The organism is Pseudomonas sp. LBUM1676 (genome assembly GCF_059695605.1).
This window is the reverse complement of record NZ_CP166777.1, coordinates 6,225,819-6,239,448: the sequence shown is the minus strand read 5'-3', so window position 1 is coordinate 6,239,448 and position 13,630 is coordinate 6,225,819. Positions and strand designations below refer to the sequence as shown.

Here is a 13,630-nt window from a genome sequence, read left to right as displayed (position 1 = left end):
GACTATGTCAGCGAAGCGCGTCAAAGCGTCGCGATATACCCCGTCAACCGATGGGACTGGTAGAATCGCCGCCGGTTCACATGAGGTTTTTCCATGCACGATCCCCACAGCGAACGCATGAGTGGCAGCGAGACCCGCGCAGCAAGTGGTCTGGCCCTGGTGTTCGCCTTCCGTATGCTTGGCATGTTCATGGTGTTGCCGGTATTGGCGACCTATGGGATGGATCTGGCAGGAGCGACCCCGGCCCTCATCGGACTGGCGATTGGCGCTTACGGCTTGACCCAGGCAATCTTCCAGATTCCCTTCGGCTTCATTTCCGACCGCATCGGCCGCCGTCCGGTGATTTACCTGGGGCTGATCGTCTTCGCCCTGGGCAGCGTGCTGGCGGCCAATGCCGATTCGATCTGGGGTGTGATCGCCGGACGCATCCTGCAAGGCGCCGGAGCGATTTCCGCAGCGGTCATGGCGCTGTTGTCAGACCTGACCCGGGAACAGCATCGGACCAAGGCCATGGCCATGATCGGCATGACGATCGGCCTGTCGTTCGCGGTCGCCATGGTGGTGGGACCGTTGCTGACCCGCGCCTTCGGTCTGTCCGGGTTGTTCCTGGCCACGGGCGGCATGGCGCTGTTCGGCATCGTGATCGTGATGTTCATGGTGCCGCGTTCCACCGGGCCGTTGCAGCATCGCGAGTCCGGCGTCGCGCGCCAGGCGCTGATGCCGACGCTCAAGCATCCGGACCTGTTGCGCCTGGACCTGGGCATTTTTGTGTTGCACGCGATGTTGATGTCGAGCTTCGTTGCATTGCCGCTGGCCCTGGTCGAAAAAGCCGGACTGCCCAAGGAGCAGCACTGGTGGGTGTACCTGACCGCGCTGCTGATTTCTTTCTTCGCCATGATCCCGTTCATTATCTACGGCGAGAAGAAACGCAAAATGAAACGAGTTTTATTGGGCGCAGTGCTGACCCTGATGCTCACTGAGCTATTCTTCTGGCAGTTCGGCGATAGCTTGCGGGCTCTGGTCATCGGGACGGTGGTGTTCTTCACCGCGTTCAACTTGCTGGAAGCTTCATTGCCATCGCTGATCAGCAAGGTTTCACCGGCGGGCGGCAAGGGCACGGCAATGGGGGTTTATTCCACCAGCCAGTTCCTGGGTTCGGCACTGGGCGGGATCCTCGGCGGCTGGATGTTCCAGCATGGCGGTTTGTCGGTTGTGTTCCTTGGATGCGCCGGGCTGGCTGCCCTCTGGCTGGCCTTTGCTGTTACCATGCGCGAACCTCCCTACGTGACGAGCCTGCGCTTGCCGTTGTCGCCTGAAGCGATCCGCGAAGCGGGTCTGGTCGAGCGCCTGATGGCCGTTGTTGGGGTAACAGATGCAGTGATTGTCGCGGACGAAGCGGCGATTTACATTAAATTGGACACCGAACTATTGGATCGCACCACCCTCGAGCGTCTGGTGAACAACCCGACCGCGACAGCGTGCGAAGCCTAGGAGAACGTTATGGCCCGTGGGGTTAACAAAGTCATACTGGTCGGCACTTGCGGCCAGGATCCCGAAGTTCGCTACCTGCCGAACGGTAACGCCGTGACCAACCTGAGTCTGGCGACCAGCGAACAGTGGACCGACAAGCAAACCGGTCAGAAGGTTGAGAAGACCGAATGGCACCGTGTGTCGATGTTCGGCAAAGTTGCAGAGATCGCCGGCGAGTACCTGCGTAAAGGTTCGCAGGTCTACATCGAAGGCAAGCTGCAGACCCGCGAGTGGGAAAAAGACGGTATCAAGCGTTACACCACTGAAATCGTGGTCGACATGCAAGGCACCATGCAGCTGCTGGGCGGCCGTCCACAGCAGGGCGACCAACAAGGCGGGGGCAATAACTACCAGCAGTCCGCCCCGGCCCCACGCCAACAGGCTCCGCGTCCGCAGCAGTCGGCACCGCAACAGTCGCGTCAGGCTCCAGCTCCACAGCAGGCCGCGCCGCAACCGGCTCCGGATTTCGACAGCTTTGATGACGATATCCCGTTCTGAGATCCACCAGAGACTTAACTGTAAGGTTTAGCCTCGAAACCCCCGATCGGTCCTCTGGACGGGTCGGGGGTTTTCTTTTGCGCTCCTACAAGGCAGTCACGTTAGCCCGCGCCGTGTGCAGTTTTTTGTAGCTGTCGATCAGACGCAGGTGTCTATCGAGCCCCTCCAGTTTCATGCTGGTCGGCGTCAATCCATGGAAGCGTACGCTGCCGTCCACCGATCCGATCGCTGCATCCATCCGCTCGTTGCCAAACATCCGGCGGAAATTGGCCTCGTAGTCTTCCAGTTCCAGGTCTTCATCCAGTTTCATCTCCAGCACCACGTTCACGGCCTGGTAGAACAAGCCGCGCTCGACCGTGTTGTCGTTGTACTGCAGGAACATTTCCACCGCCTCTTTCGCCTCTTCATATCGCTGCAAGGCGAGATAGATCAGCAGCTTCAACTCCAGGATCGTCAGTTGACCCCAGGCGGTATTGTCGTCAAATTCGATGCCGATCAAGGAGGTGATGTCGGTGTAGTCGTCCAGCTCGCTTTCCACCAGGCGCTCAGCCAGCGCTTGCAGTTCGTCTTCGTCCAGGCGGTGCAGGTTCAGGATGTCGGCGCGGAAGAACAGCGCTTTATTGGTGTTATCCCAGATCAGATCGTCCACCGGATAGATTTCCGAATAGTCCGGCACCAGGATACGGCACGCCGTCGCGCCGATATGCTCGTAGACCGCCATGTACACTTGCTTGCCCATGCCTTCGAGAATGCCGAACAAGGTTGCGGCTTCGTCGGTATTCGAGTTTTCACCCTGGCCGGAGAAGTCCCACTCCACGAATTCGTAATCCGACTTGGAGCTGAAAAAGCGCCACGACACCACGCCGCTGGAGTCGATGAAGTGCTCGACGAAGTTATTCGGCTCGGTCACCGCATGGCCTTCGAACGTCGGCTGGGGCAAGTCGTTGAGGCCTTCGAAACTGCGACCCTGGAGCAATTCGGTCAGGCTGCGTTCCAGCGCCACTTCCAGGCTCGGGTGCGCGCCGAACGAGGCGAACACGCCGCCGGTACGGGGGTTCATCAACGTGACGCACATCACCGGGAACTCACCACCCAGGGATGCATCCTTCACCAGCACGGGGAAGCCTTGCTCTTCCAGCGCCTGAATACCGGCCAGTATCCCGGGGTATTTCGCCAGCACGTTGGCCGGCACATCCGGCAATGCAAATTCACCTTCGATGATTTCGCGTTTTACCGCGCGCTCGAAGATCTCCGACAAACACTGCACCTGAGCTTCTGCCAGCGTGTTGCCGGCACTCATGCCGTTGCTCAGGAACAGGTTTTCAACCAGATTGGACGGGAAATACACCACCTCGCCATCCGACTGGCGCACGTACGGCAGCGAGCAGATGCCGCGCTCTTCATTGCCCGAGTTGGTATCGATCAGATGGGAACCGCGCAGCTCGCCGTCGCGGTTGTAAATCTTCAGGCAGTACTCGTCGAGGATTTCGGCCGGCAGTGCATCTTTACGGCCAGGCTTGAACCAGCGTTCGTCCGGGTAGTGGACGAACGCTGCGTTGGCGATGTCTTCGCCCCAGAACTGATCGTTGTAGAAGAAGTTGCAGTTGAGTCGCTCGATGAACTCGCCCAATGCCGACGCCAGCGCGCCTTCCTTGGTCGCACCCTTGCCGTTGGTAAAACACATTGGCGAGTGCGCATCGCGGATATGCAGCGACCACACATTGGGCACGATATTGCGCCACGAGGCGATTTCGATCTTCATGCCCAAGTCCGCCAGAATGGCCGACATATTGGCGATGGTCTGCTCCAGCGGCAGATCCTTGCCCGCAATATAAGTGCTCGCCTCTGAGTTGGACGCCGGCATCAGCAACGCCTGGGCATCGGCGTCGAGGTTGTCCACCTCTTCGATCACAAACTCAGGCCCGGCTTGCACCACTTTTTTCACGGTGCAACGGTCGATGGAACGCAGGATGCCCTGGCGGTCCTTGTCTGAGATGTCCGCCGGCAATTCGACCTGGATCTTGAAAATCTGGTTGTAACGGTTTTCCGGGTCAACAATATTGTTCTGCGACAGGCGGATGTTATCGGTGGGGATATTGCGCGTACTGCAGTACAACTTCACAAAATACGCCGCACACAACGCCGACGAAGCCAGGAAGTAGTCGAACGGACCCGGTGCCGAGCCATCGCCCTTGTAGCGGATAGGTTGGTCGGCCACCACCGTGAAGTCATCGAACTTGGCTTCAAGCCGAAGGTTGTCGAGAAAGTTGACCTTGATTTCCATGGGGGATTACCAGAATAACGGGCTAGACGATTTGGCCGCCATTATCCGGCTTTTCAGCTGTAAGTCTTGTGGTTGTCTGGTTCTGAGCCAGGTTTACACGTGCTTCACCCCAGCGCCCGATGCACGGCACCGGCCTTTTTATGAGCGATAAATTGTTCAATCGAGTATCAAGTGTGGCAAGAAACGGCTCGAATCCTTGGTAATCAAGCTGTTGTCCTCACGCACACCAATCCCCGCCGCCTGATCGCCGATCACCCAGGAGCCGATCAATGTGTAGCTGTCGCCAAACTTCGGCAGCGGCGCGAATTCCTGAAGGATGAACGGCGCGTCGGTGTAAGGCCCGTCCTCTTTCACGGTCAGGCCCTCGGCGGTTTGCAATTCGATGTTGGCGCCTTCGCGCGAGAAGAACGGCTTGCGCACCCAGCCCTTGGGCACCGCTTTGTTCGAGTCGCAATCCAGGTGGGCGGCGAGCAGGTTCGGATGGCCTTTGTTGAACTCCCACAGCAGCGGCAGAATGCCTTTGTTGGAGAGGATGGACTTCCAGGCCGGCTCGAAAAACTGCGTATCGCTTTGGGCAATCGCTGCACCAAAGGGCTCGTGAAAGATGAACTCCCAGGCGTGCAGCTTGAACAGGTGGGGGATCCAGCGATCTTCCAGATCGACGAAGCGTCCGTCACTGGTCAGGCCAATGTCTTCGATGTCGATGTGGCGCGATTCGATGCCGACTTTCTCTGCGATCAGGCGCAGGTAGTCGGTGGTCCCCTTGTCTTCGACCGAGTCTTTCATCGAGGCGAAATAGAAGGGCTGTTTGAGCTGTAGCTGAGCAAAGGCCTGATGCAGTCTGGTGTCGATGCTGTTGAACTGGTCGGCATGTCTGGGCAGCAAACCGCGTTCGATGCACTGCTCCAGCCAGCCCCACTGAAACGCCGCGGCCTCATACAGGCTGGTCGGCGTGTCGTAGTTGAGCTCCAGCAACTTGGCGGGGCCGCTGCCGTTGTAGGAGAAGTCCATGCGCCCGTACAGATGCGGATGACCTTCGAGCCATGACGTACGAATCAGATCGTAGAACGGCGCGGGGATGCTCAGGCGCTCCAGCAACTCCTCACTCTGCACCACGCGGGCCACCAGATCCATGCACATCCCATGAATTTCTGTGGTCGGGTCTTCGAGATCGTCCTCGATCTGCTTGAGCGTGAATTGGTAATACGCGCTCTCGTCCCAATAGGGTTCGTCGTCGATGGTATGGAACAGAAAGCCAAGGCTGTCGGCGGTCTGTTTCCAGTCATGACGTTCTGCACAGTGGATCTTCTTCATGGCCCGGTTTCCTTAACTGCTTGAACCGCCAAAACTCTTGCCCGATCCACCCCAGCCGCTGCGTGCAGTGGCCTTGCTGCCGAAACCGCCACGGGAGGTGGACGAGGCAACGGAAACCGGTTTGCTGGCGGAACGAATGGAGTCGGCGTAATTGCTGCTGCCGTATCGCGCCTGATTGGATTTGGTAAAGGTCGAGCCCTTGGCAATCCGCTGTCCGAGCGTCGACGACGCATAACTGCCGCGATCATCGCGGTAGCGGTACACCGGTTGGGAGTGATAGCTGTTGCGGTTGTTGCTCAGCATGTTGCCGATCAACAAACCGGTCAGCAGGCTGGTGCCGGAGAACCCCGAACCGCCACTGTTCGCTTCCGAGCCTGGCAATTGAGCCTTGGCAGCGTCCACTTGGGATTGCGTCACCTCGCCATCGGCGGTCAGTTCGAAGCCGCCGAGCTTGGGGATGAACTTGCCGGCGGAATCCTGCTGGCACCAGTCGGCGACAAAGTCGGCATCGCAATCGGCCTGGTTGTCGTACACCGGCGCAATACGGCGATGCTCGGCCATGGCGGTCATGTAGGCGTCAGAGCAGACGTCCACCGGAAGCTTTTCATCGGCGCATTGCTGAACGGACTGGAAGTTGTACTTCTTCTGTACGGGGTAGGTTTTTTCAGTCGGCCCGCAGCCTGATATCGCCATGGCGACCGACGCTGCCAGCGACAACTGAACGTACTTGCTTCGTTTCATCGGGAGCTCCGTGCGCAATCAGTTCTGGGAAGGGGTCATGCAGGCGGCGTTCAACATGCCGACGCTGATGGCCACAGCAGCGACATAGATGCCCGCCGCGATCTCGCCTTTTTTGATGCGTTGCGAAGCGCCTTTGAGCACCAGGCTGGTCATCAGGAATGCCAGCAGTTGCACGAACGCGGCGATCACCGCCCAAACGACGAAATCCAGAATACTGATCGAGTAGGCGATCACATTGCTGGTAGGAATCGCGAAACCAATGATGGCGCCGCCCAGGGCGATCGCGGCCGCCACGTTACCTGAACGGATCAGTTCGAACTCTTTGTGCGGGGTGATTCGGGTGTAGATGAACTGGAACAGCGCAAACAGCACCGCAGCACCAAGGATGTACAAAACAAACCCGAGCACCGCGGCTTTGTTCAGGGAGATGGAGAGTGCTTCTAGCATGGACTTCTTCCTTTTTAAATAATGTTCAGGTCGGTGGTGTACAGCGACATCCCCAGCGAAGTGCTCAGGCTGATGGTGCCCTCGGCGTCTTCTTCGACGGAAAACAGCAGGAACTCCCTGCGCTCGGTCAGGCCGGTTTCGCGGGCATACAACATCGAACGGTGCTCGATGCTGTAGGACTCATCCGGATTGCTCAGGTGTTCACTCAACGCCACCAGTTCCGTCTGACCGTTCTCGGTGCCCCATTCGCGGGTATATTCGACCTCGTTGTGGGTGTAGGTCGGCAGCCCGATCAGGCTTTGAGGGCCGGCCAGCCGACGCAGCTCCGCTTCGCTGCTGATGGTGATGTAACTGAGGTAATTGAACAGGATCACCGATTCGACCTGGCCGGCGATGCCGCCGGTGGTGTGCACTTGCAGCCAGTAGTCTTCGTCATTCATGTAATAGCGCGACAGCCAGGTGGACTGCCCGAGATCAACGGTGCCTACACTCCAGATCTGCTGGGAGTCCGGGATGAGCACCGTGGTTTTTTCGTCAAGCAGCAATCTCAGGGTGCTGTCGAACATTACGCCCTTGCCCGTTGCAAGACCCAGCGGACCGGTGACCGGCAGGGTTTCGTTGGCTGGCCATTTCGATTCTGATTTAGCTTTCGGGGCCTCAAACCCCATCAGCTGTTTAAACCATCCCATTGGAGATTTCCTTGAGGCGAGTGGAGGCGAGCCTGGTGCCTTCGAATGCGATTATCGGACGGCATTTAACCTGCTGCGCGATGCAGATAAAAGCACTTTGGCCGCTATGAAGCCGGCGAACGCACCAAACAGATGCCCTTCGAAGGACACGCCCTGACGCGGAAAAAAACCGAAAATCAGACCGCCATACAGCAGCGCCACGATACTGGCGATGATCAGGTTCCCCCAGCTCCGATGGAACCAGGCGCGAGACAGGAGGTAGGCCCACAGCCCGAATACCCAGCCGCTGGCGCCAATGTGCACGCCGGCAAAACCGAACAGCCAGATCAGCGCGCCCCCCAGTAGCACAATGATCGCGCTGACGACGACGAACCGCTTGAGCCCGTCGATCATGACCAGGGTGCCGAGTATCAGAAAGGGAATCAGGTTGGCGCTCAGGTGCGCGAAGGAGGCGTGCAAAAAGGGAGAAGTGATGATGCCGCCGAGGCCGTGCAGCGTTCTCGGCACCAGACCGAAGGCGATGAGGCTGTAGCCGGTCGCCACATTGAACAGCTGCAGCGCAAGCATGAAAATGGCCAGCCCTGCGATTGTCTTGAAACCCTTCAGGGCATCCATCCTTGACCTCGATTCGACAAAAAAGCAACGAACTAAATCCGCGCTGTTTACTGAATCGATTTTTTCTTCAGGCGCTCAAGAATCGCGTTGGCGCTGCCGGTGTCCGGTGTGATGCCTGCTTCGCGCAGTTTGCGCTCCAGGTCGGTGCCGGTCGACGCGTCGGCCAGTTGGTCTTGGGCTTGCAGCTCTGCAGCGCGCTGCTGCTGTTTGGCCTGCAGACGGTTCAACGTTCCGACGGCGGTTTCCAGCTTGCCGTTGGCGCCGCCACTGGCGATCGAAGCGCTGACCTGGGCTTTCTGTACGCTTTCGCGCGCCTTGGCCATGTCCACTTGCTGGCGCAGGCTTTTGATGCGGCTTTCGGCCTTGGTGATGTCTTTACGCATATTGTCTGCGTAACCGCCGAATTCGGCGGCCTGCTTCTGCTCGACCTCCAATTCGCTGGTCAGGGTCGAGATGGCTTCGGCCACTTCAAGAGCCAGGTCTTCACGGTTGGCCTGAATCGCGGCCATGGCTTTGGACTCCAGGTCCTTGATCTTGGCGTTGTGCTCGCTGACGCGGTCGGCCGACAGTTTGTGCTTGGCCATGATGGTGATCAGCTCGCGCTTGGCGTTGGCCAGGGCGCTGTCGGCATCGCGAATTTCCTGGTCGAGGATGCGCAGGGCCTGTTGGTCGGCGATGGCCTCACCGGCTTCGTTGGCACCGCCACGCAGCGCGGTGAACAATTTGCTCCAGATGGACTGAGTCATTGGTTATTCCCGAAAATTAATTGAAGAAACGTTCAAAGGCTTCGCTGGCGCGCTGGACGTTGTCGACGAGGGTTTTGAGCTCGGTCACGACGTTGGTCAGGCTCGAGTCGGAGCTCAGCGCGCCGAACATGTTGTAAACAACCTGCCCGTTGGGCATGGATTCGATACCGATCGAAGACAGCGGAAACATTTCCCGGCTGCGCAGCACGGCATCATTGAAGGCCGGCACGTCTTTGATCGACTCGACATCAACCAGAACGGTATCCACGATGAGCTGATCGCCCACCACTGCGATGTAAATTGGCAAGCCACCGAAGTCGTTCATTTGCAGCTTGATGCTGGACTCGGAACCCTGGACAAGGGAGAGGGTGATGTCGTTCGAGACCACTTCTTCCAGGGCTTGAAGGGCGCTGTAGAGGCGATCGATGTTCCAGTTGTTACCTGCGCTCATGTAATTCTCCGACATGAATGAGCCAGCCCGAATCGGTTGGCGTAGCTGTTTCTCCAACTGCTTGAGCAGGCTTCGGTTTTCGGGAAGCACCCAAGTCTCGTGTTTCACATAACCGGCGGCACCCAGGCCCGCGCGCATCTGCTTCATGTAAAAACTCGACGGTTTTTTCGCGGAGGGTTTCGAGCGCTCTCCCTTTCGGCTCGCGGAATCGCTTACAGACCCGTCAGGCGGATCCGATGGAGAGCTGCTTGTCATGGTGCTGGCCTCGTTGTGAACACTTACGCGCCAAGACACTACAGGCAATGTCTGCAGCCCTCAACAGCTCACGCGTGAGATTTTATGACAAGCATGCGAGCGTATGAAAAAGGCCAGTAACGTGCGAACGCTACTGGCCTTTTGGTTTTGGAGTGAGGCGTTTAGCGCCTGGCCGCCAGGAACTCGTCGGTGGACACTACGCTGGCGTAGGCGAAACCCAGGGCCGACATGAAGGCGGCGTGCACGTGGGCTGCGGGAACCACAACACCGTTGAATTCCAGATCGCGGGAGGCACAGGCGTCGTGGATGACCGTGACTGTGTAGCCCAAGTCGGCCGCGGCGCGGGTGATGCCGTCGACGCACATGTGGCTCATGCTGCCGACCACTACCAATTCCTTGATGCCTTGTTCATCGAGAATGGACTGCAGTTCGGTTTCGCGGAACGAATTGACGAAGTGCTTGAGCACGACCGGCTCGTCGGCGCGGTTGAGGACTTTGGGGTGTAGCTTCGCGCCTTCTGAGCCGGGCGTGAAGAACGGCGCGTCGTCGGAGGTGAATTCGTGGCGGATATGCACCACCGGATCAGCGGCGTCGCGGAAGGCTTTGATCAAGCGTACGGCGTTGTCCGCAGCGGCGTCGGCACCGGCCAGTGGCCACTTGCCTTGGGGGAAGTAGTCGTTCTGAATATCGACTACGATAAGGGCTTGCTTGGCCATGACTGTTTCCTCGAAGTGTGAGTTGGTGTGGAATGAAGTATCGGGTCTGGCAGGCCGTGCGAGGATTGGCCGCGCCGACAATAGCAGGGGGAAAACTGACAATGGACGCGCAAAGGGCAATCGTCGAACTGGCTGTGCTGATCTATCCCGGTGCGCAGATGGCCGCGGTGCATGGGCTGACGGACTTGTTCGCGGTGGCGAACCGGATTGCCGCCGAGCATCAGAGTGCGCAGTTGCCGCAATTGCGGGTCAGCCATTGGCTGGTCGATGGCGAGCAGGTCCCCGAGCGGGTCTATGACAGCCATCCCGCCCTGGACAACGCATTGGTGGCGGTATTGATCCCGCCGTCGATCGCCGGTTTTTCCGAAGGCCAGGCACCACAGGCGTTGATCCGCTGGCTTCGTCAGCAGCACGCCAACGGCGCGATCCTCGGCGGCGTCTGCGTGGGTTCGATTCTGTTGGCCGAGAGCGGCCTGCTCGACGGTCGTAGCGCCACCACCCACTGGACTTCGGCCAAGACGTTTGCCGAGCGTTACCCGGCGATCAGGCTCAAGGCCGATACGCCCATCGTCGACGACGGCGACTTGATCACCACGGCCGGTTTGATGGCCTGGTCCGAACTGGGTTTGCGTCTTGTAGACCGTCTGCTCGGGCCGAGCATCGCCACCAGCACTGCTCGTTTCCTGGTCGTGGAGCACAGCGACAGCGCGAGCGAGTGCGGCAGCAATTTTTCACCGATCCTCAGCCATGGCGATGCGTCGATACTCAAGGTTCAGCACTGGTTGCAAAGTACCGGCGCTACGGATGTGTCGCTGACGGCAATGGCCGAGCGGGCAGGGCTGGAAGAGCGCACGTTCCTGCGCCGATTCCGCGCGGCGACCGGCTTGAAACCCACCGAGTACTGCCAGCATCTGCGGGTCGGTAAGGCGCGGGAAATGCTCGAATTCACCAACGGCACGATCGATCACATCGCGTGGACGGTCGGGTATCAGGACCCCGGAGCGTTTCGGGCGACGTTCAAGAAGATTACCGGGTTGGCGCCGAGTGATTATCGGGCACGGTTTGGGGTGACATCGAGTGCGGCTACCCGCTAAGCGCATCACCCCAAATCCCCTGTGGGAGTGTGCCTGCTCGCGAAAGCGTCCTTTCGGTCACATCAAATTTGACTGTGCTGCCGCTTTCGCGAGCAGGCTCGCTCCCACATTTGATTTGCGCCATTCGTGCAGAATGCAGGAATTGAAGCCCATGTCGTGCAGAATCAAACAGGCCTAGTGCCATCACGCTTCCCACAACTGGCTGATTTAAAAACCGTTTCGTGCCAGTCATCCTTGGCCTGATCTCTGCACCCTTCCAGTTACATTCATCAAGCGCCGATTGAAGGGGGATGCATGACCCCAGCAACCCGCAAGAAAATCGTGGTCGCCCATTCAGTGCGCCCCGACGCTCCCCGGCACGAAGTCGAAACCAATCGCGCGCTGGCCCGTTGGCTGGCGCAAATCCTCGGGCTCAAATTCGGTGGCAGTTACGACCCTCAATTGCACAGCGGCCAAGACCTCTATCTGTTACCCACCCAGACCCTGGTAGGCGCCGCGGCTGCCCGACAATTAGGCGTGAAAGGGCCGGAAGATTTGTGGGGTGGTTACGTCGACCATGACTTCATTTGCACCAAAGCCATCAGCCACGGGCTGCGCAACAAGAATGCCCACGCCCCTGAAGGTTGGTCGCCATTGTTTTCCGGGCGCGTGCGCAGCGTGGTGCTCGATGGCCTCAGTGTGTTTTCGCTGGACGATGCGCGCCCCGCGGCAGAACACCTGCTCTACACCGGTCCGATTCGCCTCAAACCGATCCATGCCTGTGCCGGACGCGGCCAGGAAGTGATCAAGAGCCTCGACCAGTTCGATGCGATCCTTGCCAGACCCGATGCCGAAACCTTGTTCAACGAAGGCGTGGTGCTGGAGCAGGACCTGGACCAGGTCATCACCCACAGCGTTGGCCAGAGCTTCATCGGCGACAGGGTGTTGAGTTATTGCGGTGATCAATACTTGACCAAAGACGGTCAAGGCGAGCAGGTTTATGGGGGCTCCAATCTGCTAGTGGTACAGGGTTATTACGAGGACTTGCTGGAGTTGGCACTGCCTGACGCTGTGCGGCTGGCGATCCAGCAAGCGCAGGTATTCGACAGCGCAGCGGACGAATCCTATCCAGGCTTCTATGCCTCGCGGCGCAACTATGACATCGCCCAAGGACTGGACAGCAACGGCAAACCGCGCAGCGGGGTGCTTGAACAATCCTGGCGCATGGGCGGTGCCAGCAGTGCCGAAGTGGCGGCCTTGCAGAGCTTTGTCAACGATCCGGGGATGCGTGCGATTCGCGTGTCTTCAGTAGAGCAGTACATCGATCAGCCGCTGCCCGCGGACGCCATCGAGGTCTATCGCGGGCCGGCGCAAACCAGTGATTTTCTACTCAAGTACGTAACGGTTAAATCCTATGACGGCTAGAAGTGAAACCATTCAGATCGACATCGACGATGAACAGATGACCGGAACCTTTCTCAGCCCCAAATCCAAAGTCCCGGGCGTGCTGTTCGTGCACGGCTGGGGCGGCAGCCAGGAGCGGGACCTGGAACGAGCCAAAGGCATCGCAGGCCTGGGTTGTGTGTGCCTGACGTTCGACTTGCGCGGGCACACGGGTGGCACCGGGATTCCACTGACGCGTGTAACGCGTGAAGACAACCTGCGCGACCTGCTGGCGGCCTACGACCGATTGCTCGCCCATCCCGCGCTCGATACCTCGGCGATTGCCGTGGTCGGCACCAGTTATGGCGGGTATCTGGCGTCGATCCTGACGTCGTTGCGCCCCGTTCGCTGGTTGGCGCTGCGAGTGCCGGCGCTGTATCGCGACGATCAATGGAACACACCCAAGCGTGACCTGGACAAGCCCGACCTGCGTGACTACCGCAGCACCCTGGTACGCGCCGACAGCAATCGTGCGTTGCATGCCTGTTCGCAATTTACCGGGGATGTGTTGTTAGTCGAGTCCGAAACCGATGACTATGTGCCCCACGCAACCATCATGAGTTACCGGGCTGCGTGTCAGCAGACGCATTCCCTGACCCACCGGATCATCGATGGTTCGGATCACGCCTTGAGCGATCCAGTGTCGCAGCAGGCCTATACCTCGATCCTGGTGGGCTGGATTACCGAGATGGTCGTTGGTGAGCGGTTGAGTATTATTCAATCGAGCTGACCGGGTGGTGTTCTTGCGATCAATCGCGAGCAAGCTCGCTCCCACAGTGATTTGTGTCGATCTCAGGATCTTTGACCAGCGCCGATCAAATGTGGGAG

General features: G+C 58.9%; 14 protein-coding genes. 5 read left to right on the top strand and 9 right to left on the bottom strand.

Going from position 1 to position 13,630, the window contains the following annotated elements:
- The first annotated feature begins 93 nt into the window (after positions 1 to 93).
- Both ACA041_RS28835 and ACA041_RS28830 read left to right on the top strand, forming a co-directional pair.
- Positions 94 to 1,491, top strand: coding sequence for an MFS transporter (locus ACA041_RS28835; RefSeq protein WP_497438901.1), 1,398 nt, complete (start codon positions 94 to 96; stop codon positions 1,489 to 1,491).
- Between the two features lie 9 nt (positions 1,492 to 1,500).
- Positions 1,501 to 2,028: a single-stranded DNA-binding protein gene (locus tag ACA041_RS28830; RefSeq protein ID WP_016969466.1), complete on the top strand. Its 528-nt coding sequence runs from the start codon at positions 1,501 to 1,503 to the stop codon at positions 2,026 to 2,028.
- A gap of 85 nt (positions 2,029 to 2,113) precedes the next feature.
- Here ACA041_RS28830 and ACA041_RS28825 read toward each other — a convergent pair whose 3' ends face one another.
- The 9 genes from ACA041_RS28825 to ACA041_RS28785 form a co-directional block, all read right to left on the bottom strand.
- Complete coding sequence (locus tag ACA041_RS28825) at positions 2,114 to 4,312, bottom strand: OsmC domain/YcaO domain-containing protein (protein WP_497438900.1); 2,199 nt, start codon at positions 4,310 to 4,312, stop codon at positions 2,114 to 2,116.
- Positions 4,313 to 4,468: 156 nt separating this feature from the next.
- A complete protein-coding gene (locus tag ACA041_RS28820) occupies positions 4,469 to 5,626 on the bottom strand; it encodes a glutathionylspermidine synthase family protein (RefSeq protein ID WP_497438899.1) in 1,158 nt (385 codons plus the stop codon).
- A 12-nt stretch (positions 5,627 to 5,638) separates the two neighbouring features.
- Positions 5,639 to 6,367, bottom strand: coding sequence for a DUF1190 domain-containing protein (locus ACA041_RS28815; RefSeq protein WP_497438898.1), 729 nt, complete (start codon positions 6,365 to 6,367; stop codon positions 5,639 to 5,641).
- Between the two features lie 18 nt (positions 6,368 to 6,385).
- Positions 6,386 to 6,814, bottom strand: coding sequence for a DUF350 domain-containing protein (locus ACA041_RS28810; RefSeq protein WP_497438897.1), 429 nt, complete (start codon positions 6,812 to 6,814; stop codon positions 6,386 to 6,388).
- A 14-nt stretch (positions 6,815 to 6,828) separates the two neighbouring features.
- On the bottom strand, positions 6,829 to 7,503 hold the full coding sequence (locus ACA041_RS28805; RefSeq protein ID WP_497438896.1) for a DUF2491 family protein: 675 nt from the start codon (positions 7,501 to 7,503) through the stop codon (positions 6,829 to 6,831).
- A 51-nt stretch (positions 7,504 to 7,554) separates the two neighbouring features.
- The gene (locus tag ACA041_RS28800; RefSeq protein WP_497438895.1) at positions 7,555 to 8,118 is read right to left on the bottom strand and encodes a rhomboid family intramembrane serine protease; all 564 of its coding nucleotides are present in this window, start codon (positions 8,116 to 8,118) and stop codon (positions 7,555 to 7,557) included.
- 47 nt (positions 8,119 to 8,165) lie between these two features.
- Entirely contained in the window at positions 8,166 to 8,864 is a 699-nt protein-coding gene (locus ACA041_RS28795; protein ID WP_497438894.1) for a PspA/IM30 family protein, read from the bottom strand.
- 16 nt (positions 8,865 to 8,880) lie between these two features.
- Complete coding sequence (locus ACA041_RS28790) at positions 8,881 to 9,462, bottom strand: YjfI family protein (RefSeq protein ID WP_497438893.1); 582 nt, start codon at positions 9,460 to 9,462, stop codon at positions 8,881 to 8,883.
- A 269-nt stretch (positions 9,463 to 9,731) separates the two neighbouring features.
- A complete protein-coding gene (locus ACA041_RS28785; RefSeq protein ID WP_497438892.1) occupies positions 9,732 to 10,286 on the bottom strand; it encodes a cysteine hydrolase family protein in 555 nt (184 codons plus the stop codon).
- A gap of 101 nt (positions 10,287 to 10,387) precedes the next feature.
- Here ACA041_RS28785 and ACA041_RS28780 point away from each other — a divergent pair, with 101 nt between their 5' ends.
- From ACA041_RS28780 to ACA041_RS28770, 3 genes are all read left to right on the top strand, one after another.
- On the top strand, positions 10,388 to 11,380 hold the full coding sequence (locus ACA041_RS28780; RefSeq protein ID WP_497438891.1) for a GlxA family transcriptional regulator: 993 nt from the start codon (positions 10,388 to 10,390) through the stop codon (positions 11,378 to 11,380).
- A gap of 294 nt (positions 11,381 to 11,674) precedes the next feature.
- The gene (locus tag ACA041_RS28775; protein ID WP_497438890.1) at positions 11,675 to 12,784 is read left to right on the top strand and encodes a DUF3182 family protein; all 1,110 of its coding nucleotides are present in this window, start codon (positions 11,675 to 11,677) and stop codon (positions 12,782 to 12,784) included.
- Complete coding sequence (locus ACA041_RS28770) at positions 12,774 to 13,532, top strand: alpha/beta hydrolase family protein (protein ID WP_497438889.1); 759 nt, start codon at positions 12,774 to 12,776, stop codon at positions 13,530 to 13,532. The genes ACA041_RS28775 and ACA041_RS28770 overlap by 11 nt, the downstream gene beginning before the upstream one ends.
- The last annotated feature ends 98 nt before the right edge of the window (positions 13,533 to 13,630 follow it).

Excerpts from the sequence above, each read along its gene's own strand:
- ACA041_RS28835 (WP_497438901.1), top strand. The coding sequence starts at position 94 with ATGCACGATCCCCACAGCGAACGCATGAGTGGCAGCGAGACCCGCGCA.
- ACA041_RS28830 (WP_016969466.1), top strand. The coding sequence starts at position 1,501 with ATGGCCCGTGGGGTTAACAAAGTCATACTGGTCGGCACTTGCGGCCAG.
- ACA041_RS28825 (WP_497438900.1), bottom strand. The coding sequence starts at position 4,312 with ATGGAAATCAAGGTCAACTTTCTCGACAACCTTCGGCTTGAAGCCAAG.
- ACA041_RS28820 (WP_497438899.1), bottom strand. The coding sequence starts at position 5,626 with ATGAAGAAGATCCACTGTGCAGAACGTCATGACTGGAAACAGACCGCC.
- ACA041_RS28815 (WP_497438898.1), bottom strand. The coding sequence starts at position 6,367 with ATGAAACGAAGCAAGTACGTTCAGTTGTCGCTGGCAGCGTCGGTCGCC.
- ACA041_RS28810 (WP_497438897.1), bottom strand. The coding sequence starts at position 6,814 with ATGCTAGAAGCACTCTCCATCTCCCTGAACAAAGCCGCGGTGCTCGGG.
- ACA041_RS28805 (WP_497438896.1), bottom strand. The coding sequence starts at position 7,503 with ATGGGATGGTTTAAACAGCTGATGGGGTTTGAGGCCCCGAAAGCTAAA.
- ACA041_RS28800 (WP_497438895.1), bottom strand. The coding sequence starts at position 8,118 with ATGGATGCCCTGAAGGGTTTCAAGACAATCGCAGGGCTGGCCATTTTC.
- ACA041_RS28795 (WP_497438894.1), bottom strand. The coding sequence starts at position 8,864 with ATGACTCAGTCCATCTGGAGCAAATTGTTCACCGCGCTGCGTGGCGGT.
- ACA041_RS28790 (WP_497438893.1), bottom strand. The coding sequence starts at position 9,462 with ATGAAGCAGATGCGCGCGGGCCTGGGTGCCGCCGGTTATGTGAAACAC.
- ACA041_RS28785 (WP_497438892.1), bottom strand. The coding sequence starts at position 10,286 with ATGGCCAAGCAAGCCCTTATCGTAGTCGATATTCAGAACGACTACTTC.
- ACA041_RS28780 (WP_497438891.1), top strand. The coding sequence starts at position 10,388 with ATGGACGCGCAAAGGGCAATCGTCGAACTGGCTGTGCTGATCTATCCC.
- ACA041_RS28775 (WP_497438890.1), top strand. The coding sequence starts at position 11,675 with ATGACCCCAGCAACCCGCAAGAAAATCGTGGTCGCCCATTCAGTGCGC.
- ACA041_RS28770 (WP_497438889.1), top strand. The coding sequence starts at position 12,774 with ATGACGGCTAGAAGTGAAACCATTCAGATCGACATCGACGATGAACAG.